General features: G+C 65.0%; 24 protein-coding genes and 1 pseudogene. 12 read left to right on the top strand and 13 right to left on the bottom strand.

Translation table 11 applies throughout. The features are described 5' to 3' along the window. Together U5A52_RS35315 and phaP are read right to left on the bottom strand one after the other, a co-directional pair. Positions 1-270 (bottom strand): annotated as a pseudogene (locus tag U5A52_RS35315) (acetyl-CoA C-acetyltransferase); the annotation flags it as partial. Positions 271-404: 134 nt separating this feature from the next. After that, positions 405-983: a TIGR01841 family phasin gene (gene phaP / locus U5A52_RS35310; RefSeq protein ID WP_321915095.1), complete on the bottom strand. Its 579-nt coding sequence runs from the start codon at positions 981-983 to the stop codon at positions 405-407. A 402-nt stretch (positions 984-1385) separates the two neighbouring features. Here phaP and U5A52_RS35305 point away from each other — a divergent pair, with 402 nt between their 5' ends. The 5 genes from U5A52_RS35305 (at position 1386) to U5A52_RS35285 (ending at position 5743) form a co-directional block, all read left to right on the top strand. Next, positions 1386-2051 (top strand): RNA polymerase sigma factor, encoded by a 666-nt coding sequence (locus U5A52_RS35305; protein ID WP_321938610.1) that lies wholly within the window; start codon positions 1386-1388, stop codon positions 2049-2051. Further along, positions 2048-2527 carry a hypothetical protein gene (locus tag U5A52_RS35300; protein WP_321938608.1) on the top strand — a complete coding sequence of 160 codons (480 nt, stop codon included), beginning with the start codon at positions 2048-2050 and terminating at the stop codon, positions 2525-2527. Before U5A52_RS35305 ends, U5A52_RS35300 begins: the two co-directional genes overlap by 4 nt. Further along, positions 2524-3036, top strand: a complete 513-nt coding sequence (locus U5A52_RS35295) for a periplasmic heavy metal sensor (protein ID WP_321938607.1) — start codon at positions 2524-2526, stop codon at positions 3034-3036. Before U5A52_RS35300 ends, U5A52_RS35295 begins: the two co-directional genes overlap by 4 nt. A gap of 86 nt (positions 3037-3122) precedes the next feature. Continuing rightward, positions 3123-4589: a DUF1800 domain-containing protein gene (locus U5A52_RS35290; protein ID WP_321915099.1), complete on the top strand. Its 1467-nt coding sequence runs from the start codon at positions 3123-3125 to the stop codon at positions 4587-4589. A gap of 5 nt (positions 4590-4594) precedes the next feature. After that, complete coding sequence (locus tag U5A52_RS35285; protein ID WP_415774097.1) at positions 4595-5743, top strand: DUF1501 domain-containing protein; 1149 nt, start codon at positions 4595-4597, stop codon at positions 5741-5743. 33 nt (positions 5744-5776) lie between these two features. On the opposite strand, the gene U5A52_RS35280 is transcribed toward U5A52_RS35285, so the two are convergent. The 8 genes from U5A52_RS35280 to U5A52_RS35245 all read right to left on the bottom strand — a co-directional run bounded on the left by U5A52_RS35280 (position 5777) and on the right by U5A52_RS35245 (position 14779). Next, positions 5777-7255, bottom strand: coding sequence for a M81 family metallopeptidase (locus U5A52_RS35280; RefSeq protein WP_321938605.1), 1479 nt, complete (start codon positions 7253-7255; stop codon positions 5777-5779). Between the two features lie 89 nt (positions 7256-7344). Beyond that, positions 7345-8832, bottom strand: a complete 1488-nt coding sequence (locus U5A52_RS35275) for a M81 family metallopeptidase (protein WP_321915101.1) — start codon at positions 8830-8832, stop codon at positions 7345-7347. Continuing rightward, on the bottom strand, positions 8829-10118 hold the full coding sequence (locus U5A52_RS35270; RefSeq protein ID WP_321915102.1) for a Zn-dependent hydrolase: 1290 nt from the start codon (positions 10116-10118) through the stop codon (positions 8829-8831). Before U5A52_RS35270 ends, U5A52_RS35275 begins: the two co-directional genes overlap by 4 nt. Before the next feature lie 34 nt (positions 10119-10152). After that, positions 10153-10854 carry an ABC transporter ATP-binding protein gene (locus U5A52_RS35265; RefSeq protein WP_321915103.1) on the bottom strand — a complete coding sequence of 234 codons (702 nt, stop codon included), beginning with the start codon at positions 10852-10854 and terminating at the stop codon, positions 10153-10155. Next, on the bottom strand, positions 10851-11618 hold the full coding sequence (locus U5A52_RS35260) for an ABC transporter ATP-binding protein (RefSeq protein ID WP_321938603.1): 768 nt from the start codon (positions 11616-11618) through the stop codon (positions 10851-10853). The genes U5A52_RS35265 and U5A52_RS35260 overlap by 4 nt, the downstream gene beginning before the upstream one ends. Next, on the bottom strand, positions 11615-12655 hold the full coding sequence (locus tag U5A52_RS35255) for a branched-chain amino acid ABC transporter permease (protein ID WP_321938601.1): 1041 nt from the start codon (positions 12653-12655) through the stop codon (positions 11615-11617). The genes U5A52_RS35260 and U5A52_RS35255 overlap by 4 nt, the downstream gene beginning before the upstream one ends. Next, complete coding sequence (locus U5A52_RS35250) at positions 12652-13512, bottom strand: branched-chain amino acid ABC transporter permease (protein WP_321915238.1); 861 nt, start codon at positions 13510-13512, stop codon at positions 12652-12654. The genes U5A52_RS35255 and U5A52_RS35250 overlap by 4 nt, the downstream gene beginning before the upstream one ends. A 55-nt stretch (positions 13513-13567) precedes the next feature. Beyond that, positions 13568-14779 carry an ABC transporter substrate-binding protein gene (locus U5A52_RS35245; RefSeq protein ID WP_321938599.1) on the bottom strand — a complete coding sequence of 404 codons (1212 nt, stop codon included), beginning with the start codon at positions 14777-14779 and terminating at the stop codon, positions 13568-13570. A gap of 253 nt (positions 14780-15032) precedes the next feature. Between U5A52_RS35245 and U5A52_RS35240 the strand changes: the two genes are divergently transcribed. Together U5A52_RS35240 and hmpA are read left to right on the top strand one after the other, a co-directional pair. After that, positions 15033-15878 carry a FadR/GntR family transcriptional regulator gene (locus U5A52_RS35240; RefSeq protein WP_321938597.1) on the top strand — a complete coding sequence of 282 codons (846 nt, stop codon included), beginning with the start codon at positions 15033-15035 and terminating at the stop codon, positions 15876-15878. Between the two features lie 91 nt (positions 15879-15969). Next, the gene (hmpA, locus tag U5A52_RS35235; protein ID WP_321938596.1) at positions 15970-17181 is read left to right on the top strand and encodes an NO-inducible flavohemoprotein; all 1212 of its coding nucleotides are present in this window, start codon (positions 15970-15972) and stop codon (positions 17179-17181) included. A 52-nt stretch (positions 17182-17233) separates the two neighbouring features. On the opposite strand, the gene U5A52_RS35230 is transcribed toward hmpA, so the two are convergent. Together U5A52_RS35230 and U5A52_RS35225 are read right to left on the bottom strand one after the other, a co-directional pair. After that, on the bottom strand, positions 17234-18214 hold the full coding sequence (locus U5A52_RS35230; RefSeq protein WP_321938594.1) for an amidohydrolase family protein: 981 nt from the start codon (positions 18212-18214) through the stop codon (positions 17234-17236). Between the two features lie 102 nt (positions 18215-18316). Continuing rightward, complete coding sequence (locus tag U5A52_RS35225) at positions 18317-19600, bottom strand: MFS transporter (RefSeq protein WP_321915239.1); 1284 nt, start codon at positions 19598-19600, stop codon at positions 18317-18319. 151 nt (positions 19601-19751) lie between these two features. Between U5A52_RS35225 and U5A52_RS35220 the strand changes: the two genes are divergently transcribed. Then, entirely contained in the window at positions 19752-20654 is a 903-nt protein-coding gene (locus U5A52_RS35220) for a LysR family transcriptional regulator (protein ID WP_321915110.1), read from the top strand. A gap of 21 nt (positions 20655-20675) precedes the next feature. Here the strand turns inward: U5A52_RS35220 and U5A52_RS35215 are convergent, their stop codons facing one another. Then, the gene (locus tag U5A52_RS35215; RefSeq protein ID WP_321938592.1) at positions 20676-21548 is read right to left on the bottom strand and encodes a LysR family transcriptional regulator; all 873 of its coding nucleotides are present in this window, start codon (positions 21546-21548) and stop codon (positions 20676-20678) included. 104 nt (positions 21549-21652) lie between these two features. On the opposite strand from U5A52_RS35215, the gene U5A52_RS35210 reads away from it, so the two are divergent. The 4 genes from U5A52_RS35210 (at position 21653) to U5A52_RS35195 (ending at position 26134) form a co-directional block, all read left to right on the top strand. Next, positions 21653-22546, top strand: a complete 894-nt coding sequence (locus U5A52_RS35210; RefSeq protein WP_321938591.1) for a CoA ester lyase — start codon at positions 21653-21655, stop codon at positions 22544-22546. Beyond that, on the top strand, positions 22543-23745 hold the full coding sequence (locus U5A52_RS35205) for a CoA transferase (RefSeq protein ID WP_321938589.1): 1203 nt from the start codon (positions 22543-22545) through the stop codon (positions 23743-23745). Before U5A52_RS35210 ends, U5A52_RS35205 begins: the two co-directional genes overlap by 4 nt. A gap of 67 nt (positions 23746-23812) precedes the next feature. After that, on the top strand, positions 23813-24688 hold the full coding sequence (locus U5A52_RS35200) for an amidohydrolase family protein (RefSeq protein WP_415774096.1): 876 nt from the start codon (positions 23813-23815) through the stop codon (positions 24686-24688). A gap of 78 nt (positions 24689-24766) precedes the next feature. Continuing rightward, positions 24767-26134, top strand: a complete 1368-nt coding sequence (locus tag U5A52_RS35195) for a short-chain fatty acid transporter (RefSeq protein WP_321915114.1) — start codon at positions 24767-24769, stop codon at positions 26132-26134. Positions 26135-26160 lie beyond the last annotated feature (26 nt).

The raw sequence follows: 26160 nt of genomic DNA, 5'->3' as shown, positions 1-26160 counted from the left end.
GGAGCCGCACACCTTGTTGATCGTCATGGCGGGAACGGCCGTGGGCAGGCCCGCCTTGATCGATGCCTGGCGCGCCACGTTCTGGCCCGAGCCGGCGGTCAGCACCTGACCCATGATCACGTCGCTCACCTGCTCGGGCGCAACACCTGCGCGCTCGAGCGCGGCCTTGATGACGATCGCACCCAGGTCGGGCGCCGCCACCTTCGCGAGCGAACCGCCGAATCTGCCAACTGCCGTACGTGCGGCCGAAACGATCACAATGTCAGTCATGTTGAGCTCCTGCTCTGCAATTACGCTGAAATATCGATGTCTTGAAGCTGAGCCGGCAAATGCCGCGCCCTCGTCGTTCAGTCACGACGACGAAGGCGGGTATTGGCGTATTGCCGGTGTGGCAGGAACGGAAATCAGGCCTTGGCCTGGCTCGTCGACTTCGCGGAAGCCGCCTGGACGGCAACCGGCGCGGCTTCCTGGACGGAGGCGGCAACGTTCTGGAAATTGCTCTGGGCCGTTTCGATGGCCTGGCGGGTCACGCCGCGCAGCGTTTCGGCGGCATTGTTCACGGCGGCGAACGTGGAGTTCACGGCCGCGATGAACGACTCCGCGCCAACGGGCGCGTTTTGCGTCAGGCCTTCGGAAAAGGCCTTGAAGCGCTGCTCCTGCTCGCCCGATTGCACCTGGGCGGCCTGGATGAGCTCGTTTTGGGTCGTCGTCGCGATGTCGACGAGGTGGCGGCCGTACGACATGGCCTTGGCGGCGGCCTGCTGCGACGCACCAATCTGCTGCGTCAGGAACTCAGTGGGGTTCCCGCTTTGCAGGGCACCCTTGAGCGTCGCTTCGCTTTCGGCAATGGCAGCCTTGCTGGCCTGCACGTTGAGATCGATCACGGCCTGCACGCCCTGGAAAACGGGTTTCGTGAGCGCAAAGAACGCTGCGACGCCGGCTTGGTAGTTCGCGCGGAATTGTTCGGGTGCGGAAACGGACATCAGCTCATGCTCCTTGGTTAGTCAAACTAATTAAAGCGCCAACCCCCGATGGCCTGACTGACGGCTGTATATCTATGTTTGAAAACTAATGCTGCATCGCCGCAGTCAATCTAGAGTGTCCATTCTAAGACAGAAATTTAACAATTTTGTGGCGCTTCTTATTAGGTAAAAACCCTGATCTCAAGTCCTTCGGGTTCGGAACTTGCAGTTGTCAAGCAACATACGTTCCGAATCGAAAAGCACGACGCTGAGCGCGGAAATTGCGTGCGGGATAAACGGCCCGAGCGACGGATTTTTGCGGCGGCGCCGTTCAAGTCATATGGGGACTGTTGACCCCGCTCCGGCTACAACGGGATTGCGGGCCACCGGGCATGATGTGGCATCGATCGGCATAAGGCGTGAATGCCCGACTTCAAACTGGGAAACGGCTATGACAGCGCGGCAGAGGGTTCGCATGCGGTTCAACCGTTGCGGACCGCCGGGTCCGGGAAGGCCTTGAACGAACGCGATCCAGACGCAGACCTCGTCGCGCGCGTGGGCGCGCGCGATCCGCTTGCCGTGCGCGCGCTCGTCGCGAGCAAGCTGCCGCGCCTCATCGCACTCGCCACGCGCATGCTGGGCGACCGCAGCGAAGCCGAAGACGTCGCGCAGGAAGCATTCGTGCGGATCTGGAAACAAGCACCGGCCTGGCGCACCGGCGAAGCGAAATTCGACACGTGGCTGCACCGCGTGGCGCTCAACCTGTGTTACGACCGCTTGCGCGGCCGCCGCGAAGAGACCGTAGACGACGTGCACGCCATGAGCGAGCCAGCACCCGATCCCGCAGGCTCGCCCGACCAGCAGATCGAAGCGCGCACGCGCGACGAACGCGTGCGCGCCGCACTCGCGGCGCTGCCCGTGCGTCAGCGCGAAGCGCTCGTGCTCACTTACTATCAGGAGCTGTCGAACCTCGAAGCAGCCGGCCTGATGGACATTTCGGTGGACGCGCTCGAAAGCCTGCTGGCGCGCGCCCGGCGCACCTTGCGCGCACAACTGGCCGGTGAAGCTGCCGGTAAGGACTCCGTATGACATCCGAACGATTCCACACTCTCGTCGCGGCGTATGGCGCCGACCCGCAGCGCTGGCCGCAGCATGAGCGCGACGACGCGCTCGAGTGGGCGCGCTCACATCGCGCGCAAGCCGACGCGGCGCTCGACGAAGCCATGGCGCTCGATAGCTGGCTCGCGCGCGACATGATCGCGCCGCCCACGCGCGCGCTCTTTGAGCAGATCGTTGCGGGCGCACCGGTTAGGCCTGCTGTGAAGCCCGCTGTGAAGCCCATCTCCGCCGCGAAACGCCGCAGCTTTTGGTGGTCCGGCGCGGCGTTCGCGGGCGTGGGCCTCGCCGGAGCGCTCGCGGGCGCGCTGACGATATCATTTGTCGTGCTCGGCGGCACGACGCCCGCAGCGCCGCACGAGCCTTATCTCAGCACGAGCTTTGGCGGGACGAGTTCGGACTGGAGCGAATCGAACCTCAACGCGGGCGCCGAAGGGAGTGACGAATGAACGGCCGCTCATGGAAGACGCTGCTCGTCGGCTCGGTACTTCTGAATGTCTTTCTGCTCGGCGCCATTGCGGGCGGCGCCTGGCGCTGGCTCGCCGTGCGCGACGAGCCGCAGGCACAACCCGCGCAGCGCGTGGCGTTGCGCTTCGCCACCGAGGCGCTTTCGCCGGAACGCCAGCAGCAGTTCGCGCAAGCGCTCAAGTCCTCGCGCCGCGAAGGCCGGGAGTACGCGCGCGACGGACGCGACGGACGGCGCGAGGTGCTCGACCTGCTCGCCGCGCCGCAACTCGACCGCAACGCCATCGACGCCGCGCTCGCGCGCACGCGCACGGCGGATAGTGCATTGCGTGCGCAGATCGAAAGCGGCGTAGTCGATTTCGCCGCCACGCTCACGCCCGAAGAACGCGTGAAGTTCGTCGAGGGACTCGAAAAGCGCGGCCAGTGGCGGTTGCCTGTGCAGCAGCAAAAGCAGCCGCAACGCGCCGCAAGCGAGGCAAGCGACGCGCAATAAAAAAATTGGCCGACCGGCGACGGATCACACGGGCGATGACCGTTTAACGGAAATACGCAACGCTCCAGCGAACCCAAGGACCGCGCATGGAAAGCCTTTCGAATCCCCGCGCCGGCGCGATCGCCATGAACCGCTTCGGCCTGGGCGCGCGCGCCGATGAAACGCCGCCCGCCAACCCGCAAAGCTGGCTGCTCGGCCAGTTCGCTGCATATGAACCGTTGCCCGCAGCATGGCGCAACGAGCCGGGTGTGCTGGCGCTCGCCGCCCGCTTCGGCGCCGAGCGCCAACAAGGCATGGCGGACGACGCGGCAGCGAGCGCGGCTTCTGAGACTAGTACGCAAACGAACGGCCAACCCAACGCACAACAAGCCGCGCGCCGCGCGGTCAATCAGGCGATCCGCCGCGAGAGCGTGGGCATCTACCGCAGCGCGGTCAACGCGCGCCTCACGAGCGCCTTGCAGACCGACACGCCCTTCGTCGAGCGCCTCGTGCATTTCTGGTCGAACCACTTCGCCGTTTCGGTGGATAAGGCGCTCATTGCAGGCATTGCGGGCGCATTCGAAAGGGAAGCGATACGGCCGCACGTGCTCGGCAATTTCGCGGACATGCTGGTCGCTGTCGAGCAACACCCCGCCATGCAGCTCTTTCTCGACCAGACGCGCTCCGTTGGGCCCGACAGCCGGGCCGCGCTGCGCGCCGATCAGCGCGACCCCGCGCACAAGCGCGGCCTGAACGAGAACCTCGCACGCGAGATCATGGAACTGCACACGCTCGGCGTGCGCACCGGCTACACGCAAGACGATGTGACCGAATTCGCGCGTGCGCTCACGGGCTGGAGCGTGGCGGGCGTGCGCGGCCCTCAGCCGGGGAATGTGGCCAATGCCGCCGCGCCCGGCAGCTTCGTGTTTCGCCCCGCCCTGCACGAGCCGGGCGCGCGCACCGTGATGGGCAAGCGCTACGATCAGCCGGGCGCACAACAGGCGCTCGCCATCCTCAACGACCTCGCGCATGCGAGCGCCACGAGCCGCCATATCGCGTTTCAGCTCGCGCGCCACTTCGTCGCCGACAATCCGCCGCCCGCACTCACCGAACGCCTTGCGCTGGCCTTCGAACAAAGCAACGGCGATCTTCCCACCGTGTACCGCGCGCTCGTCGAAGCGCCGCAAGCGTGGGCGCCGCTCGATGCGAAGTTCAAGACGCCGTGGGAATGGACCGTATCGTCGATGCGCGGTCTCGGTTGGCGCGAACCCGGCGACATGAATGCCGCGCCGCTGCTCACGCAACTCGGCCAGCCGGTGTGGCGGCCAGGCTCGCCCGCCGGTTACGACGACATCGCCGCGAGCTGGGCCGCGCCCGATGCGCTCGTGCGCCGCGTGGAAGTCGCGCAGCGCTTCTCGGCGCGCGTGGGCGACCGGCTCGACCCGCGCACGCTCGGCAACACGCTCATGGGCGCCACGCTCAGCACGTCTACAGCAAGCGCAGTCGCGCATGCCGAAAGCGCATCCACGGCGATCGCGTTACTGCTCGTCTCGCCCGATTTTCTGAGGAGATAACCGTCATGGTTTCCCGCCGCCATTTCCTGCGCGTCGCTGCCGCTGGCGCAGGCGCGATGCTCGTCGCGCCGCAGATCGTGTTCGCCAGCGTCGCAACCGAGCGCCGCTTCGTGTTCGTGATTCAGCGCGGCGCGGCCGATGGGCTCAACATCGTCGTGCCCTACGCGGAGCCCGCCTATGCCACGCTGCGCGGCCCGCTCGCCATCGACATCGACCGCGCCACGAAACTCGACGGCACGTTTGCGCTGCATCCCTCGCTCGTACAACTGGCGCAGATGTATGGCGAGAAGCAGGCGCTCTTCGTGCATGCGATTGCCTCGCCGTATCGCGACCGCTCGCACTTCGACGGTCAGAACGTGCTGGAAACGGGCGGCCGCGCGCCTTACCAGGTCAAGGACGGCTGGCTCAACCGGCTCGTCGCCATGCTGCCTGCCTCGCGCGAAAACGCCATTGCGCTCGCGCCCACCGTGCCGCTCGCGCTGCGCGGCCCGGTACAGGTGAGTTCGTATGCGCCCTCGGCGCTGCCCGCCGCTTCCGACGACCTGCTCACGCGCGTTTCGGCGCTCTACGAAGCCGATCCGCAACTGCGCTCGCTGTGGATATCGGCGATGAACGCACGCGGACTCGCCGGCGACGCGAGCGCGCGCCAGGACCCCGCGAGCGTGGGCAAGCTGGCCGCGAGCTTCCTCGCGCGCCCCGATGGCCCGCGCATCGCCATGATCGAAACCAGCGGATGGGACACGCACAGCGCACAGAATGCGCGGCTCGCGAATCAGCTCAAAGCGCTCGACACGATGCTGGCCTCGCTGCGCGACGGCCTCGGTGCCGCGTGGGACAAGACCACGGTGCTCGTCGCGACGGAGTTCGGCCGCACGGCCGCGGCGAACGGCACGGGGGGCACCGACCACGGGCAGGCTTCGGTGGCGATGCTCGTGGGCGGCGCCGTGGCTGGGGGGCACGTCCAGGCCGACTGGCCGGGGCTGCGCACCGCGGATCTCTATGAGTCGCGCGACCTCAAGCCCACCGCATCGCTCGACGCATTGATCGCGGGTGCTGCCGCGGAAAGCCTTGGGCTCGATCCGCAGCGCACGGCATCGACGCTATTTGGTGAAGCAGGTGCGAAAAACGCGGCTACGGGTTTGATCAGGGCGTGAACGTTTCAAGCAGACAAACCCAGCGTTCAGCGGTTAAATCGCATCCAGCGGATAAATCGGCCGCCGCACCTTCCTGAATTCAAGCTTCCCGTAATCCGAAGTCGTGACGCCCACGCCCGCGCATTCGATCACCTCGCGCGCCAGGTCGCCGAAGCCGGCACGCCAGTGCACGCGGCTTTTCAGCACGATATAGCGCTTTTGCGTCGGGTCGACGCCCACTGAAGAAAGGCAGTTCAGGTCGAACGGCTCCTGATGCGCCGATACCACCACGATCTCCACCTTGCCGGTATCGAGCACCACAGTAGGACCGGTATTGTTGAGCGCGCCGCGATACATCGGTCCGCGATTGCGGAACACGCCGTCGAACACGAGTTTCACGCGCGCCGTCACTTCGATGGGGCGGCTCGTCTCCTGCAATGCAGGCATCGGCAGCTTGCCGCCTAATGAGAGCGTGACGTCATTGCCGATGCCCGCCGCGATCGCCAGCTGCACCGCTTCGGGATCGTAGATCGCATAGAACACTGCGTTGTCGAGGCCTTGTTTCAGGACCTCCGCCAGCACCTCGGTGGTATCCATCGTCCCGCCCGACGCTGTGTTGTCGCAATGGTCGAGCAGCACGAGCGGGCCAGCCGTCGTCGAAGCCTTTGCGCGCGCGACCGATTCGGCCAACGGCTCGCTTGCATAGAGAAACTGCTCGCGCTCGCGCCACGCTTCGTCGAGCAGCGCGTCGCGCAATTCGCTCGCTTTCGCTTTGTCGCCATCGGTGCAGACCACGACACTCAGGCCCGCGTTTTCGATATCGGCGTTCGGAAAGCCCACGAACAGCGAGGCCGCCAGCGCATCGCCCTGCTCGTACCTCATGCAGCGCGCCTGCAACGATCGGTTCGGTTCGGCGTGCGTGCCCTGACGCATCACGTGAGGCAGCATCGGCTTGTTGCCCCACGCCATCACCGGCTTGAACTCGCCCGCGATCGTACGCGCGAGTATGCGCGCCGCGCGCAATCCGGCCTCGTACATGTCGACGTGCGGATACGTGTGATAGCCGGTAACGACCGTCGCGTGCTTCACGATGTCGTCGTAAAGATTCGCGTGCATGTCGAGTGTCACGCCCACCGGCGTATGCGGGTCGATCTCACGCAGGCGGCGCAGCAGCGTGCCTTCACCGTCGTCGAGCGATTGCGTGACCATGGCGCCGTGCAGATCGAGCAGGATGCCGTCGTAGCCGCCCTTCGCCACCTCGTCGAGAATCAGTTGCGTGATGCGGCGGTAAGCGTCGTCATGCACGGGGCCGCTCGGAAAGGCGTCGGCGGCAACCGGCAGCACGATTTGCGCGCCGAGTTCGTCGGCCACGTCGATGTAGGCGCCCAGCGCGCCGCCCGTGCCGCGGTAGGCTTCGAGCGCCTGCTCGCCCGCGACCGCACCGCCCGTGCGGCGAAAGAACCGCTCGAACGGCGTGGGGACCGGCGAAAACGTATTGGTTTCGTGTTTGAACATCGCGAGCAGCAAACGCATGAAGGTTTCCTTTCGATGTGGAGGACGTTTCTTCGCACTGCCTGGCTAGTTATAAAAACCCCGATGTATTGCCAACGCCTGGTCGACTTTCAATCCGCGTGCCATTGCCTGTCGGCATCGAGCGGATACACCGGGCGCGCGAGCCGCTCGTACTGAAAGAGACCGTAATCGGAGCCGGTCACGCCGCGGCTGTCGCATTCCACGAGCGCAGCCGCGATCGGCACGAACACCGGACGGCAATACATGCGCGACTTCAGCAGCAGAAAGCGCGCACGGCGCGGATCGATGCCCACGCTTTCGAATACGCCGAGGTCCCAAGGCTCGTGGGTGCGCTCGGTCACGACGAGCGTCGCGGCGCCGATATCGAGCACCGCCGCGCGCCCCATGTACGCGCGCTGCCCCGTGTAGGTCGGGCCGGTGATCACATATTCGCCGTCGGTGATCGCACGCACCACGCCCGTCGCCATGAAGGGCGCGCGCGGTGCGGCGCCATCGCGTGCGAGCTTGTTCCCAACGCCCAGCGTGACCTTGGCGCCCACGCCCGCGTCGATGAGCGCCGCCACGGCCTGCGGGTCGCATAGCGGGCCGCTCACCATGCCGGTCAGTCCTTGCGCGAGCGCGGCTTCGAGCAGGTCCATCGTGTCGCAGGTGCCGCCCGACATGCAGTTGTCGCCGTGGTCGAGCAGCAGCACGGGTTTGCCGGCATCTTGCGCCAGCTGCGCCGCCTGAGCGACCGACGCTTCGAGCGGCGCGCTGCGATAAACGAATTCGCCGCGTTCGTTCCAGATCTGCCGCGCGATGCGCTCGGCAACCGCATCGGCGGCCGCCGCGTCACCGTTGCCCACCACCACCACGCTGATGCACGGCGCGGGAATGTCCGCAAGCGAAAAGCCCGCGAGCACCGAAACGGCCAGCATGCCCTGCGCCTCGGCCTCGCGCGCCGCTTCGACGGCGCGGTGCATGGCGCCTTCGGCGCTCGCGCTGCGCAGCGTCGAAGTGAGCAGCGGCGGCTGCCGCCACGCCAGCACGGGCTGCGCGCGACCATGAATGCGATCGAGCAGCAGGCGCGCCGCGTGTTCGCCGGTCTCGTACATATCGACGTGCGGATAGGTCTTGAAGCTCACGATCACATCCGCGTTGTCGATCATTTTCTGCGTGACGTTGCCGTGCAGATCGAGCGCGACGGCAATCGGCGCCTCGGGCAGCGCGGCGCGCACGCGTGCGAGCAGATCGCCCTCGCCGTCCGCCGATTGCTGCGCCACCATCGCGCCGTGCAGGTCGAGCATCACCGCGTCGCAGCCGGGGGCAGCCGCGACGATGGCGTCGCAGATCGCATCGTAGGCATCGGCGGCAACGGGGCCGCTCGGATTCGCCGAAGCCGAAACGGGTGTGACGAGTTGCGCGCCTTCGCGCTCTGCCGCGTCGATGAACGCTGCCATCGCCGTGCGCATGCCCTTGTTCTCGCGATACGCCGCTTCGCCCCACGCGGGGCCGTCGCCGCCGAACGCCGCAAGCGGCGTGGCCACCGGCGAGAACGTATTGGTTTCGTGATTCATTCGCGCGATCAGGATCTTCATGCAGCGTCCTCCTCACGCACAGCAGCCACGCCCGCCGCCGCCAGCATCGCGTGCAGCAGCACGTTGCAGCCGGCCTCCAGATGTTCGGGGCGCGCATCCTCGATTTCGTTATGGCTGATGCCGTCCTTGCAGGGCACGAAGATCATGGCCGTGGGCGCCACGCGCGCGAGATACACGGCATCGTGTCCCGCACCGCTCACGACGTTCATGGCGGAAAGGCCGAGCGTTTGCGCGCCCGCTCGCACGGCGTCCACGAGCGCGGGATCGAAGGGCTGCGGGGGAAAGTACACGACCTGCTCCACGTCGATGCTCATGCCGGCCTGACGCCCTGCCTCGCTGCACGCCGCGCGCAATTGCGAGTCCATTGCGGACAGTGCCGCGTCATCGGCGGCGCGCAGGTCGACCGTCAACGTCACGCGGCCCGGAATCACGTTGCGCGAATTGGGATGCACGTCGACCCAGCCCACGGTGCCTCGCCCATGCGGCGCGTGCGCAAGCGCAATGCGGTTCACCTCTTGAATCAGGCCCGCTGCAACGAGCAGCGCGTCGCGGCGCGAATCCATCGGCGTGGGGCCCGCATGCGCTTCCATACCGTGCACCGTCACGTCGTACCAGCGTTGACCGAGCGCGCCCTGCACCACGCCTATCGTCTTCTCGTGCGCTTCGAGCACGGGCCCCTGCTCGATATGCGCTTCGAAATACGCGCCCACACGATGCGGCGCGAAGGGTCCCGCGCCCGCATAGCCGATCTTCGCAAGCGCTTCGGATACCGAAACGCCGTCCCGATCGCGCTGCGCGAGCGCGTGCTCGAGTGTAAACGCACCCGCGAACACGCCCGAGCCCATCATCACCGGCACGAAGCGCGAGCCTTCCTCATTGGTCCATACGGCCACTTCGAGCGGCGCGAGCGTGCGCACGCCCGCTTCTACCAGCGTGCGCAGCACTTCGAGGCCCGCCAGCACGCCGTAGTTGCCGTCGAACTTGCCGCCTGTGGGCTGCGTGTCGATATGGCTGCCGGTCATCACGGGCGGCAGGTCGTCGCGCTCGCCCGCACGCCGCGCGAAGATGTTGCCGATGGCATCCACGCGTATCGTGCAGCCCAACTCTTTCGCCCACGCCACGAACAAATCGCGCCCTTCACGGTCGAGCGGCGTGAGTGCGAGGCGGCACACGCCGCCCTTTTCCGTTGCGCCGATCTCGGCCAGCCGCATGAGGCTGCCCCACAGGCGAGCGCCGTTCGTGCGCAGGCGGGCGAGCGGCTCGCGAGTCATTTCCTGAACTTGCATCGATTGGGTTCCTTGCTTGAATGGGAGGCGACGTTCAAACCACGCCCACGCCCAGATAGCGGTCCTTGACCGTATGATCGGCGGCGAACTCGGCGTTGCCGCCCGTGTAGACGATCACGCCCTGCTCGATGATGTAGTGACGGTCGGCCAGTTGCGTGCACACTTCGAGGTTCTGCTCGACCAGCACGATCGCCACGCCCGCTGCCTTGATCTGCTTGAGCTGGTCGACGATCTCCTCGACGATCACGGGCGCGAGGCCTTCCACGGGTTCATCGAGCATCAGAAGTCGTGGATGATTCATGAGCGCGCGCCCGATCGCGAGCATCTGCTGCTCGCCGCCTGATAACTGCGCGCCGCCGTTCTTGCGCCGCTCCTTCAGGCGCGGGAAGATCCGGTAGATGTCTTCGAGCTGCCACGGCGAATCCTTGCGCGCGCCAAGGCGCAAGTTTTCCTCCACGCTCAGCAAACGGAAAATGCCGCGATGCTCCGGCACGAAGCACAGGCCAGCCGCCGCGATCCGGTGCGCCGGCTGTCCGCTAACCGTCTTGCCGGAGAAGTCGATCACCCCGCCACGCGGCGCCACCACGCCCGCAATCGTCTTGAGCGTCGTGGACTTGCCGGCGCCGTTGCGGCCTAGCAGCGTGACCGTTTCGCCCTCGTTCACCTGCAGCGACACGCCCTGCAGAATATGGCTCTTGCCGTAGTACGCGTGAATATCCCGCACGTCGAGCATCATGCGCGGCCTCCCGTAATCATGTTGCCGAGGTAGGCGCTGCGCACGCGTTCGTCGCCGCGTATTGCATCCGGTTTGCCCTCCACGAGCACGCGGCCCTGTTGCATCACTGTGATGGTGTCGGAGATGTCCATGACGATGCCCATGTTGTGCTCGATGAGCACGACCGTATAGTCGTCGCGCAGGCCGCGGATCAGCGCCTTCATGTCGTCGAGATCGTCGATGCCCATGCCCGAGGTGGGCTCGTCCAGAAAGATCGCGCGCGGCCGCGCGGCCAGCGCCATGCCCACTTCGAGGCGCCGCTGCTGGCCATGCGAGAGCGCACCCGCCGCCGTATCCGCGTGGCGTTGCAGCGCGAGGCGCTCCAGCACGCGCTCCACCGTTTCCGCATGGGCGAGCGCGCCGTGCGGCGGGGTCCAGGCGTTGAGCGCCCGGCGCGCCTGAACACCTTGGGCCGCCACGCGCAGGTTCTCGCGCACGCTCAGGTTCTGAAACAGGCTCGTCACCTGGAACGAACGCGCAATACCGCGCCGCACGCGTTTGTGATCGGGCTCGCGCGAGATGTCGTGGCCATCGAATACGATGGTGCCCGAAGAAATCGGCACCGTACCCGTGAGCACGTGAAAGAGCGTGGTCTTGCCCGCGCCGTTCGGCCCGATCACCGAATGCACCGTGCGCGGCGCGATGCGCAGGTCCACGCCCGAAAGCGCCGTGAATTTGCCGTAGCGCTTCACCACGCCGCGCGCCTCCAGAATCGCTTCGCTCATGTCTGCTCCTCGCTGTGCGCATCCGCGCCTTCTGTACGCCGCAGCGCGACCGCCACGCGCTCACCCAAGCCCCACAGACCGCGCTGCATGAAGAGGCTCACGGCGATCAGCACGAGGCCGAGCAACAACAGCCAGCGCGGCCAAAGGGTGGAGAGCCAGTCGGCAAAGAGCACATAAAACGCCGCACCGATTACCGAGGCGAACAGGTTGCCGCTGCCGCCGATCACCGTCATCAGCAGGATCATTTCGCTCGTGTGGTAGTCGATGTTGGAGAGCGGCGCGATGCCGGTCATCATCGCGTGCAGCGCGCCGGCGAGACCGGTGACCGCCCCCGAGATCACGAACGCCATCAGCTTGAAGCGGCTCACGTGATAGCCCGCCGCACCCGCGCGCGCCTCGTTGTCGCGAATCGCGAGCAGCGTGCGGCCGAATACGGAATGCGACACGCGCACCATCAACGCGAACACGACCACGAACACCACCGCGACAAAACCGTAGTACTGCCACGGCGAATCGAGCGCGACGAGTGCGTGCGAGCCGATTGAAAGCGCCGGACGCGGGATGTCGAGCAGGCCGTTGTCGCCGCCGGTGATATCGGGCAGCGAATAGGCGAGAAAGTAGAAGAGCTGGCCGAACGCAAGCGTGAGCATCACGAAGTACGTGCCGCGCTGACGTATGGAGAACCAGCCGACAATCGCCGCCGCGAGTGCCCCCAGTACGGCCGCAGCCGCCAGCGCCACGAGCACCGAAGGCACGCCGTGCGTGAGCAGGATGCCAGCGGTATAGCTGCCAAGGCCGAAGAAAATGCCCTGACCGAACGAGAGGAGCCCTGTAAAGCCCAGCAGCAGATTGCAGCCCAGTGCCGCAAGTGCAAACACGAGCACCTCGGTCGCGAGCGACCCCGAGCGGATGGTGAGCGGCAAAGCGCACACCACGACGATGGCAAGCAGAACATACCGATAGCGCCGCAGCGGGCCGGCAGGCCCGGCCGCGTCGCGTGTGCCCGCGCCAGTGGCAAGCTTTGTCGATTCGATCATGCGGCCCTCCCGAGCAGTCCGTTCGGACGCAGCAGCAACACGGCCGCCATCGCCACGTAAATCATGAGCTGCGCGCCTTGTGGCCAGAGCGTGCTCATGAGGCTCTGCACAATGCCGACCAACAGGCCGCCCACCAGCGCGCCAAGAAAGTTGCCCATGCCGCCCACGACGACGACGACGAACGCCACGCTCAACGCCTCGAGCCCCATGAACGGATCGACGCCGCGTATGGGCGCTGCCAGCACGCCCGCGAGTGCCGCCGTGGCCGCGCCGAGTGCGAACACGAGGCTGAACACGCGTGTGACATTGATGCCGAGCAGCGACACCATTTCGGACGACTCACTGCCCGCCCGCACCGCGCTGCCAAGCCGCGTGCCTTCGAGCACCCACCAGAGCAGCACGGCGAGCACGGCGGTGAAGCCGATCACGAACAAACGGTACTTCGGATAAACGAAGCTGCCCCAGATCACCACGCCATTGAGCGCGTCGGGCACGGCCACGTTGTCGCCGAGCGGTCCCCACACGAGAATCGCGCACTCCTGGATCACCAGTGCGAGCCCGACGGTGGCGAGAATATGGAACTCGTGCTGCTGCGCATAGATATGCCGCAATACGAGTTTCTCCACGATCCATGCCAGTGCGCCCACCACGATCGGCACGATCGCGAGCGAGAGCCAGAAGTTGCCCGACCACTGCAGAAACTGATAGCAGCAGTACGCGCCGAGCAGGTAGAACGCGCCGTGCGCGAAGTTCACGAAGCGCAACAGGCCAAAGACGATCGAGAGACCGACCGCCAGCAGGAAATACAGCATCCCGACGCCGATCCCATTGATGATCTGCAGCAGATAGACATTCATGGCTTGCGTAGCGTAGAAGTGACGAGCGAGCGGCAAGCGGGGCCGCCATGAAACCTCAGGCGATCTTGCACTCCGTCTTGTCGAGCGGCAGGAACGACTGGCCCGAGCTGACGATGTCCACGTAGTCGTCGGCATTCTTCATCGCGGACTTCTTCTTGCCCTTCAAAAGATAGTAGTTCTTGAGCACCTGGTGGTCGCCCTTGCGAATTTCTTCAGGGCCCGTCAAACCCGCATACTTCATGCCTTCCAGCGCGGCAACGACTTTCTTCGGATCGGCACTGCCCGCCTTCACCATGCCGTCGAGCAGGATCTTCGAGCAGATGTACGAGCCCGCGAGGCTGTAGTTGGGGTTGGCCTTGAAGGCTGCCTGGGTGCGCTGCACGAGGTCGTGATTGAGCGGCGTGTCGATGCCGTGCCAGTACTGCGCGCCGAAGTACACGCCGTCGCACAGGTCCGTGCCGAGCGCCTCGAACTGTTCGAGTCCCGAGGCCCAGGCCATCAAGATCGTGCAGTTGTTCTTCATGCCGAAGCTCACGGCCTGGCGCAGCGTATCGGAGGACTGCGAACCGAAGTTGAGAATGAGCAGCACGTCGGGCTTGGCCGCCACCGCGTTCGTCAGATAGCCGCTGAATTCCTTCTCGGTGAGCGAGTGATAGCTGTTGCCCACGTGCTCGATGCCCTTCTCCTTGAACACGTTCTTCGCGGCGGTGAGCAGGCCTTCGCCGAACACGTATTGCGGCGTGATCGTGTACCAGCGTTTGGCCTTCGGCTGCATCTGGATCAGCGGGCGCACGGTCTGCTCGATCGCGCCGAAGGTCGGCACCGACCAGCGGAACGTGGCGGCGTTGCAGTCCTTGCCCGTGATTTCGTCGGCGCCGGCCGTGGTGATGAACACGCCGCCGCTCTTGTCGACTTCCTTGCCCATGGCAAGCGCTTCGGACGACAGCACGCCGCCCGCGAAGAAGCGCACGCCCTTTTGCTGCTCGATCTCCTGCACGCGGCGCACGGCCGTGGCGGGCTTGCCCTCGGTGTCGAGCGTGGTGTAGTCGAGCGGCAAGCCGAGCACCTTGCCGTACTGCTTGACCGCGAGCTGCATGCCGAGATCGGCGTACTTGCCGTTGGCCGCGAACGGCCCCGACATCGGCACGGGGCACGCGAGCTGCACGCCGGCCGCCCCCTGTGCTAACGCCCGTGAGGACGAGAGGACGCTGAGCGCGCCCGGCATGGCCGACAGCGCGGCCAGTTTCAACAGTTCTCGGCGATTCAAGTTGAGGCTCCTTGTGGGGGACACACAGACACGAACGACGCGGCAGACTGCAAAACCGTACCGGCGCCAGCGAGACGGCCTGCGAGACGGTGATTTCTATTTATCATGATAAATAGAATGAACCCGATGCTAGGTATAATTAATTGCAGTGTCAATCCGTCAAAAACCTCGTCGGCCTGGCCACGCCTTCTCACAAGCGGCGGCGCGGCCGGCGCGAAACAACGAAACCAACATTACGCAGGGAGTCGCGAAGATGGTCACGAACCGGGTCAGATCGGGGACCGCCGTCGAAATCAAGCAGCCCAAGCGCGCCGATCTCGTCGCCGAGGAGATCAAGCGCCTGATTACCGAAAAGGACTTGAAACCGGGCGACCGGCTGCCGCGCGAAGCCGAGTTGCAGCAGCTCTATTCGGTCAGCAAGAGCACGATTCGCGAGGCGCTGAAGTCGCTCGAGGTGCAAGGTCTCATCAAGGTGTCGACGGGGCCGAGCGGCGGGGGCATGGTCGTGGAAGTGCCGCTCGACCGCACGCTGCAATTGCTGCAGAACTATCTGTTCTTCAAGGATGTCTCGATCGACGACATCTATACCGTGCGCCAGCAGCTCGAACCCGAACTGGCCGCGGGCGCCGTGCCGCATCTCACCGAAGCGGACTTTGCCGCGCTCGAGGCGAACATCGAATGCTGCGACGGTGCGAGCGCGCCGCATGACCGCGGCCACCTCGTGCGTCAGCGTCAGGAGGACATGACCTTTCACGACATCCTCGCGGCCGCGAATCCCAATCCGTTTCTGCGCTTTATCTGCGAGCTGATCAACGAAATGATCCGGCAGCTGATCGAGTTCAGGAACGACACGCCGATTGCCGAGCATCGCCGCTTTGGCGCTTCGAACGTCAAGATTCACCGCGAGATCGTGAAGGCCGCGCGCGAGCGCGACGTCGAACGTGTGCGCGCGCTCATGGTCGAGCACATGACGGAGGCGCCCAAGCATGTCAAGCGAATGAAAGGCAAGCTGCGCGGGCGGCTGATTCTCGATTCGGAAATCCGCAAACGCGTGCGCGTGATTACAGGGGCTAGCGCAGCGGACGAAAAGGAGGAGTGAGGCATAAGCGCCCGTCCCTGCGATCGCGCCTGTCATTGACTAGACTGGAATGAGTACGCGTGCTTCCCCACTCGTGAAAGGAGGAACGGAAATGCTCACGCAGCGAACGAAGGACATCGTGAAGGCAACCGCGCCCGTGCTCGCGGATCACGGTTACGCCATCATCAAGCGCTTTTACACGCGGCTCTTCGAGGCCCACCCTGAACTGAAGAATGTCTTCAACATGGCGCACCAGGAACAGGGGCAGCAACAGCAGGCGCTCGCGCGCGCCGTCTATGCGTATGCGGAAAACATTGAAGACCCTTCGAGCCTCGGCGCCGTGCTCAAGAACATCGCCAACAAGCACGCGAGCCTCGGCGTGCTGCCCGAGCACTACCCGATCGTTGGCGAACATTTGCTAGGTGCGATCAAAGATGTGCTGGGCGCTGCGGCCACCGAGGACATCATCTCCGCATGGGCGCAGGCCTACGGCAATCTCGCCGACGTGCTCATGGGCATGGAATGCCAGCTATATGAAGATTCCGCCGACAAGCTCGGCGGCTGGACAGGCTGGCGCACGTTCGCCGTGCGCGAGAAGCGGCCCGAAAGCAGCGTGATCACCTCGTTCGTGTTCGAACCGGCAGACGGCGGCCCGGTCGCGAACTTTGAGCCTGGCCAATACATCAGCATCGGCGTGAACGTGCCGGCGCTCGGCTTGCAGCAGATCCGGCAATACAGTCTTTCCGATATGCCCAATGGCCGGACCTACCGCATTTCCGTGAAACGCGAGGCCGGCGGCCCACAGCCGGCCGGCTATGTTTCGAACCTGCTGCACGACCATGTGAACGTGGGCGACGAGGTGAAACTGGCCGCGCCCTATGGCAGTTTCCATATCGACGTGAACGCGCATACGCCTATCGTGCTCATCAGCGGCGGCGTGGGCCTCACGCCGATGATCAGCATGCTCAAGCGAGCGCTTCAGGATCCGCAGCGCAAGGTGGTATTCGTGCATGGCGCGCGCAATAGCGGCGTGCACGCGATGCGCGACCGTTTGCGCGAGACCGCCGCCACGAACGCCAACTTTCAGCTAGAGATTTTCTACAACGAGCCGTTGCCCGGCGACGTGCAAGGACGCGATTACGACTATGCGGGGTTCGTCGACATCGGCCAGATCAAGCAGGCGATTCTGCAACCCGACGCCGACTATTATATTTGCGGTCCCATTCCCTTCATGCGTATGCAGCACGATGCGCTAAAGCATCTCGGCGTTCACGAAGCCCGGATTCACTACGAAGTCTTCGGGCCGGATCTTTTCGCGGAATAGGCTTTCTTGCCGGCAAGCGCGGCCCAAAGGCCGCGCTTGCCGTCTCCATCGCTCAGAATCCAAACACCTTCAATGCATTGCCGCCGCGCACCGCATCGCTTTGCGCCTTAGGCAAGCGCGCGGTATTGGCGAACGCACCGCGCGTGTCATGCACCTGATGCGGCCAGTCCGTGCCGAACATCACCTGGTCCGCACCCACTACCGAAATCAGGAACTCGAGCGACGCCGGGCTATACGTGATGCAGTCGTAGTAAATATGGCGCAGGTAGTCGATGGGCTTGCGCTTCATCTGGCGGCGCTGCGCAATTTCCACGTCGTCGCCCTTGCCGAAGCGGCCCGCGAGATACGGTAGCGCGCCGCCCGCATGCGAGGCGATGATCTTGAGGTTCGGATACTGGTCGAAGAAGCCTTCGAAGATCATGCGCGTGATGGCGAGCGTCGTATCGAACATGAAGCCCACCGACCAGCTCAGGTCGAACTTCGTCATGTCCATTTGCTCGACACCCGGCGGATCGGTGGGGTGCACGAGCACCGGCAGTGCACGCCGGTCGATCTCGGCCCAGATCGGCGCGAACATCGGGTCGGTGAGGCTGCGGCCCGCCACGTTGGCGAGCACCATTACGCCGCTCGCGCCATTGGCGCAGGCGCGCTCCAGCTCCTGCACCGCGCGTTGCGGATATTCCCACGGCAGCGAAGCGAACCAGCGGATGCGCTCGGGGTGAGCCGCCTGGCCCTCCGCAATCGTGTCGTTGGTCTCGCGCGCGGCCTGGCAGCTCGTTTCCTCATCGCCCCAGAATACATTCGGGCATGTCAGCGAAACGACCGAAACGTCGATGCCCGCTTCGTTCATGTGCCTGATGCGAAGGTCGAAATCGAAATGGCCCTTCTGCGGAATCACGACCGGCGTGTTGCCGCGAAACACTTCCTGCTGCCCGTCGGGCCGCGTTTGAATGTTGTAGGCGCCGCCGCGCTCCTTGAGCAGTTCGAGCCATTTGTGCGTGAAGATATGGGTATGGACGTCAATGACGGGCATGCTGGTTTCTCCTGTTCGAGATTCGCCGATGGAATGGCTAACGCTTCGTCATCCTTATCGTATGAATCAAAGCATCAGCGTGTATGGATTGCGCTGATCCGCTCAAATGGACGAAGGCGCCGAAAGGTCGCTCAAGTGCGGTGCTTCGCGCTTGAGCATGAACGCGCCAACCAGACCCAGCGCGAAGAACACCGCGCAGAAGTGGGCAGGCGCCATGTTGTTGCCCGTGGTGTGCAGCAGCCAGGTCAGCACGAACGGCGAGAATCCGCCGAAAATCGCCGCGCCGATGTTGTACGAAATCGCGAGGCCGGTGGAGCGCACTTCAGTGGGAAAGAGCGCCGCGAGCGCCGTGGGAATCGGGCTGTTCGAAGCACCGATCAGCAATGCGAACAGCAATTCGACCGTCATGATCGAAACGATGGAAGGCGCGCTCACGATCCAGTAATAGGCCGGATACAGCACGATGAGAAATACGATAAGCGAGCCGCAAATCATGCGGTTGCCGCCCACGCGGTCCGCCATATGGCCGAATAGCGGAATGGTGACCACGCGCAACAGTACGCTCGCCAGCAGTACGTTAAAGGGCAGCGTCACCGGCATGTGCAGATTCTGGACCGAGTAAATCGGCAGATAGGTGATGATCACGTACGCCATGACGTTGAGCGCGGCGCTCAGCGCCGTCGCCACGAATAGCTCGCGCGGGTATTGCGACACCACGCGGCTAAACGGCGCCTTCACGCGCTTGTCGATCTGCTCGAATGCCTCGGTCTCCGGCAGACTGCGGCGAATATAGAAACCCACCGGGCCAATGAGCAGACCAAAGAGGAACGGAATGCGCCACGCCCATGACTCGAGTGCATGCGGCGTGAAGAGATGCGTGAGCGCGCTGCCCATGGCCACGGCCAGCAGCGCGCCAAGCGCCTGGGCGAACATCTGCCAGCTGCCGTAGAGGTTGCGCCGCCCCTTCGGCGCGTACTCGATCAGCATGGCCGTCGCCGTGCCGAACTCGCCGCCGGCCGAAATACCCTGCAGCAGCCGCGCACACAAGACGATTGCGGGCGCAACGAGTCCGAGCTGCTGAAAACCGGGCGTAAAGGCGATCATCGCGGCCGCCAGCGTCATCAATGCGATGACGAGCGTAAGGCCCGCCTTGCGGCCCTTGCGGTCTGCGTACATGCCGAGCAGCACGCCGCCGAGCGGCCGCACGACGAACCCCGCGCCGAACGTGGCCGTGGTCAGCATGAGCGCCGCGTATTCGCTGTCGCCGGGAAAGAACTGTTTGGCGATGATGATAGAGAGAAACCCGAATACGACGAAGTCGTACCACTCCAGCACGTTGCCGAGCGTCGACGCCACGGCGCCGCGCCAGCGTATGCGCGTATCCATTGCTCTCACGACTGTCTCCATGCGGTCAGCTCATGGCTGGCCTGCCTCTATTGGACCTTTAACGACTTCATCGAATCTGCCGCAATGCAATGTAAGGCACTATAGTCATGAAGACAATCGAACAAATTCAATGGCTCCATAAAGTTACTTTATGCAACCGACCATCAAGCAACTGCGCGCGTTCGCGCTTGTCTGCCGCTTCGGCGTGCTCACGCGCGCCGCCGACGAAATGTTCATCACGCAGCCGGCCGTCAGCGTGCTGATCCGGCAGATGGAAGAAGCGCTCGGCATGCGCCTGTTCGACCGTACGTCGCGCTCGCTGCGGCCCACGGTGGCAGCACAGGAAATCCTGCCCACCGTCGAGCGCATGCTGCGCGACCTCGAATCGATCCAGTCGAGCGTGAAAGAGCTGGCCGGGCGCGAGCGCGGACAGTTGCGCTTCGCCGCCACGCCTTCCATCGCGGCAGCCATCGTGCCGCGCCTCGTGGCCGAGTACCGCGCCCTGTATCCGAACATCGAGGTCTCGATCGACGACGCGGCGCCCGACCGGCTCACCGCCTCCACGCTCACCGGCGACGTGGAGTTCAGCATCGGCACCATCAGCGACAAACCCGAAGGCATTACGCTGCAATGTCTCGCGCGCGACCGGCTCTGCGCGATCTGCCGCAAGGATTCGCCGCTCGCGAAAAAACGCCGCGTAACGTGGGCCGACGCGCTCGGCTACCCGTGGATCGGCGTGAAGCCGGGCAGCGGCATTCGCGGCCTGATCGACGAAACGCTCTTCGCGCTGGGCGAGCGCAAGGCCATTGAATATGAGGTGGCCTATATGACAACCGGGCTTTCCATGACGCAGGCCGGACTCGGCATCGCGATCTTTCCCGGCATGCTGCTCGGCGCGTTTCCGCACCGCGATCTCGTCGCGCGCAAGCTCGAGGCGCCCGTTGTCACGCGCGACGTCAATCTGATCCGTCGCGCCGAGCACTCGCTTTCGCCCGCCGCCGAGTCGTTCATCGAGCTTTGGTACAAGCGCATCGGCAAGCCGGCGGCCGCCTGAAGCCCGCGCGAGCGCGTCACATCACCTGCGCACCACCTCTGCCGAGCAGTCGATCAGCCCGCGTATCACGCGGCTGCGCGTGGAAGCGCGCGACCACAGAATGCCGAAGCGGCGTGGCTCGGTTGCCTCCGGCAGCGGGAGGCGCGCGAGCCGCAAGCCCTTCGTAAGCGGCGTGCCGATATCGGGCACGAGCGAGACGCCAAGCCCGCGATCCACCATCAGCGCAATCGCCATCAGCGAGTTCAATTCGAACAGCTCGCGCGGCACGATCTTCGCGCGGCGCAGATACTGGTCGGCCTGCTTGCCGCCGCCAAGCGCGCGGTCGTAGCGTATGAACGGCTCGCGCCGCAGCAGTTCGTGCGGATCGGTCCGCGCGAGCTTTGCAGGCGCTAGCACGACGATGGGCTCTTCGCGCAACAGATGCCAGTCATACGATTTCGGCAGCGCGAACGCGGGGTGCAGGCAGATGGCCACGTCCAGCTCGCCGCGCTGCAAGGCCTCGAATAGCTCCGTCGAGGTGCCAGCGCGAATCAGCAGCTTGACTTGCGGAAAAGCCGCGGCGAAGCGTGCAAGCACGTCGGGCAGCACGCTCAGCAGCGCCGACGTGATGGTCCCCACACGCAGCTCGCCGCCCATTTCCTGCTCTTGCGCCAGCGCTTTCAGCTCGTCGAACCCGCGCACGAGCGAGCGGGCGCGCTCCACGACTCGCTGGCCCGCCTCCGTGGGAATGACGGTACGTCCCGCGCGCATGACGAGCGCTACGCCCAGCTCGCGCTCGAGCGTCTGGATTTGCTGCGCGATCGCGGCGGGCGTTACGCCCACGCGGCGCGCAGCCTCGGCCATGGAGCCGCTCTCCACGACCAGCAGCAGGTTGCTCAGGAAGCCAGTGTCCATAAATGTAGCTTTTCTATGGTTTAAAGATAGATTCGCATAGTTTATCTAAATCGTTGCCGATCGTAGACTGCGCTTCAGTGGTGATCTATACGGAATGCGTGGAAATGAGAAGCAAACTGTTCGTGCCGGCATCGCGCCCGGAGCTGTTCGAAAAGGCGCTCGCGAGCGCCGCGGACGCGTTGTCGTTCGACCTGGAAGACTCGGTGGCACCCGCGCGTAAACCCGAGGCTCGCGAGGCGCTGCGAGCCCTGCTGGTTTCGCCCGCGGTGCGTGAGCGCGGCAAGGTGCTGATCGTGCGCGTGAACGCGCTCGACACACCGTGGTTCGCCGACGATATCGCCGCCGTGGTTCAGCCCGGCCTCGATTACGTGAATCTGCCGAAACCCGAATCCGCCGACGACGTGCGCGCCGCCGCCGCCGCGATCGAGCGCGCGGAACGCGCCAACGGCGTGAGCCGCCCCGTGAAGCTGCTGCTCAACGTCGAGTCGCCGCGCGCGCTGCGCGAAGCCGCGACACTCGCGTGCGCCCATGCACGCGTGGCGGGACTGCAATTGGGTCTTGGCGACTTGTTCGAGCCGCTCGGCATCGCGCGGCGCGATCCGGCAGCCGTGCAGCAGGCCATGTTCAGCCTGCGGCTCGCTGCGGGCGAAGCCGGTGTGTTCGCGTACGATTCGGCTTTCGCTAATATCAAGGATGCCGAAGGATTTCGCGCCGAGGCCGAGTTGGCCCGTGCACTCGGCTTCCTCGGCAAGAGCTGTATTCACCCGAGCCAGATCGCGCTCGCCAACGACGTGTTCCGGCCTTCCGACGACGAAATCGCCCACGCACTGCGCGTGGTGGAAGCCGCGCGCAACGCCGAACGTGACGGCGTGGGCGCTTATGTCGTGGACGGCAAGATGATCGACGCGCCCTTCGTCGAGCGCGCCCGCGCGCTCGTGCAAAGCGCCGAGCGGCTTGGACTCGTTGCGCCCGCAACGTCGAGCGAGGTGCGCCAATGAACTCGCTGCCCGAAATGAACGCCGCGCCGCGCGGCCCGCTCGCTGGCGTGCGCGTGCTCGACCTGAGCGCCTATATCGCGGGCCCGTATGGCTGCACGCTGCTCGCCGATCAAGGCGCGGACGTCATCAAGATCGAACCGCCCACGGGCGACAACCTGCGCAAGTACCCTTCCACGCTCGAAGCCGAAAGCCGTGCCTTTCTCGGCGTGAACCGCGGCAAGCGCGGCCTCGTGCTCGATCTGAAGCAAGCACGCGCGCAAGAGGTGCTGCTGTGCCTCGTCAAACAGGCCGACGTGCTCGTGCACAACTTCCGGCCCGGCGTGCCAGCACGCCTGGGCATTGCCTGGGAACAGCTGCGCGAAGTGAATCCGCGGCTCATCTACTGCGCGGTCACCGGCTACGGCGACCAGGGCCCGAACAAGGACAAGGCCGGCTACGACCAGGTGCTGCAAACCATGACGGGCATGTGCACGTTCCAGGGCAAGCCCGGCGGTCCGCCCGAGATTCTCTATGGCTCGGTGGTGGACTATTACGCCGCCGCGCTCGTTGCGGCAGGGGTCTCCTCCGCGCTGTTCGAGCGCGAACGCAGCGGCGCGGGCCAATATGTGGGCGTTTCGCTGTTGCGCAGCGCGCTCACCATGCAGTCGGCGCGCATGATCTGGGCCGACGACGAACCGAAGGACATAGGCCGCGACATGCGCTCGGGCGGCATTACCGGCATTCATCCCACGCGCGAAGGCTGGCTCTACATCTCGGCGAACACGCCGCATTTCTGGCAGGCGCTCTGCGAAAAAACCGGGCTCGCTGCACTCGCGCAGGACCCGCGCTACGATTCGGTGCGCAAACGTGCGGAGCATCGCGACGAGATCGTGCCGCAACTGCACGCCGCGTTGCAGGCGCGCAGCGCGCTCGAATGGGAAGCGCACTTCGGCGAGGCGGTGCCCTGCGCGGCCGCGCGCACGGTCGAAGATATGTTCGACGACCCGCAAGTGCTCGAGGAAGAAATGGTCACGCGCTACGACTATCCCGGCGTGGGCGCGTATCGCGGCTTTCGCGAGCCGATTCGTTTCGGCACCTCGCCAGCACCCGACCCGATCGCTGCGCCCGCCTTCGGCGAGCATTCGGACGCGGTGCTGCGCGAGGCGGGCTGGAGCGATACTGAGATCGAACGCTTGAGAAGCGAGCACGCCGTGCTCTGAACAGAAAAAGCCGCAACCGCGCACGCCGATTCCCGTTAGCGTGCGCGGCAAACAAGGAGACAACGCGATGGACCGTGAGCATCATGTCCATACGATCGATACATCCAACGCACGCATGCAGGCGCCCGCCTTCGCGTGCGATTCGCATATCCACATCTACGATCGCCGCTTCGCGGCGTCGCCCGGCAACGGCGCGCATATCGTTGAAGGCGCAACGGTCGAGGATTATCGACGCGTGCAGCAACGCACTGGCACGCAGCGCACGGTAATCGTCACGCCGCGACCTTATGGCACCGATAACTGCGTGACAGTCGACGCGATCCGCCAACTGGGTATCGACAACGCGCGCGGCGTAGCCGTTCTGCGCCCCGAGGTAAGCGACGCCGAACTCGACATGCTCGATCGCGGCGGCATACGCGGCATCCGCTTCACGTTGTACACGCCGCATCAGGCGGTCGTCACCTTCGACATGGTCGAGCCGCTTGCGCGGCGCATCGCGGAACTCGGCTGGCATGTGCAGTTGCACTGGACCGCCGACCAGATCGTCGAGCACGAAGCGTTGCTCACGCGCCTGCCCTGCAAGATGGTGTTCGACCATCTCGCGCGCCTACCCTTGCCGGCGGGCACCTCGCACCCCGCGTATGGCGTGGTGCGCCGCCTCGCGGCTTCCGGGCGCGTGTGGGTCAAACTCTCGGGCGCCTACCTCGATTCGCAAGCGGGACTCGCGGGCGGCTACGCCGACATGGCCGAAACCGCGCGCGCATGGGCCGCACTGCTGCCGCAGCGCACCGTGTGGGGCAGCGACTGGCCGCACGTAACGGAAACGCACAAGCCCGACACCGCCTCGATCTTCGATCTGCTCGGCACGTGGGTCGAGGACGAAGCGGCACGCAAGCGGATTCTCGTGGACAACCCTGCCGAACTCTACGGCTTCGCCCGATGAACTAGCGCCACTGCGCCACCGATACAAACAGCCGCGCGCGAGGTACGCGCGGCCACTTTCAGCACCAGGAGACACTACGTGAAGTCCACCGCCACCGCCGCACCTGTACGCAAAGCGCGCTTTACCGACGCGACGATCAGCCTGTTCGAACGCACCATTCCCGACCCGTTCGTGCTCGCGATCCTTATCACCGCGGTCGTGGCCGCGCTTTCGGCGATGTTCGCCCCGCATGCCACGCTCAACACGCTCGTGGTCGGTTGGTACAAGGGATTCTTCAATATCCTTACGTTCGCCTTCCAGATCACACTCGTTCTTGTAACGGGCCACGCGTTCGCCCACGCCGCGCCCGTGCAGCGCGTGTTCAAGGCGCTCGTGGGCATGGCCCGCACGCCCGTACAGGCCGCCTCGCTCACCTTCGTGCTCGTGGCTGTGGCGTCGTTCTTCAACTGGGGTCTCGGCCTCGTGGTCAGCGCGCTGCTTGCGCGCGAAGTAGCCAAGCGCATGCGCGTGGACTTCGCATGGATCGTCGCCGCGGGCTTTTCGGGCTGGGTGGTATGGGCAAGCGGCATTTCCAGCTCGATCGCGCTCGCGCAATCCACGCCCGGCAGCGCGATGAATGTCGTGCAAAAGCTCACGGGCCAGGTGCTGCCGTTCAACGACACCGTGTTCACGGCATTCAACCTCGTGCCGGTGATCGTCATGCTCGTCGCCACGCCCGTCGTGCTCGCGCTCCTCAAGCCGCGCGACGAAGACGCCGTCGTGCTCGACATCGAAAAGAACCCCGACCCGGAACCGCGCAAGCGCCCCGAAGGCAAGCTGAGCTTCGCGAAGTGGCTCGAATACTCGTGGATCGGCAGCGCGTTCATCGGTCTCGTGGGCGTGACGTTCCTCGTGCTCGCGCGCCTCGAGCACATCGAAGCGTTTTCCGGCGTGAACGCCGTGATCTTCGTCATGTTCATCGCGGGCGTGATCCTGCACGGCTACCCGCTCGCTTACGCGGACGCGGTCAAGAACGCCGCCAAGCAAACCGGCTCGATGATGCTGCAATACCCGCTCTACGGCGGCGTGATGGGCATGATGGACGCCACGGGCCTGCCCAACGTGATCTCGCACTTCTTCATCGCGATCTCGAACACGCACACGCTGCCGTTCTGGAGCTACGTGTGCTCGCTGATCGTCACGTTCTTCATTCCGAGCGGCGGCGGCCACTGGGCCGTGCAGGGTCCGTTCGTCGTGCCTGCGGCGATCGCGCTGCACGCCTCCATGCCCGCCACGACGATGGCCGTCGCAATGGGCGAACAGGTCTCCAACATGATGCAGCCGTTCTGGGCCGCGCCCGTGGTTGCGATGGCCGGCATTGGCGTGCAGCGCGTGCTGGGCTTCACGGTCATGACCTTCCTGCTCGGCACCGTGGTATTCGGCGCAGCGCTGCTGCTGCTCGTCTGACCCGCATTCTTCCCTAAAACCATCAA

Origin of the sequence: Paraburkholderia sp. J8-2, assembly GCF_905220195.1 — a bacterium.
Classification (GTDB): Bacteria; Pseudomonadota; Gammaproteobacteria; order Burkholderiales; family Burkholderiaceae; genus Paraburkholderia.
This window is presented reverse-complemented; position numbering and strand designations above follow the sequence as displayed.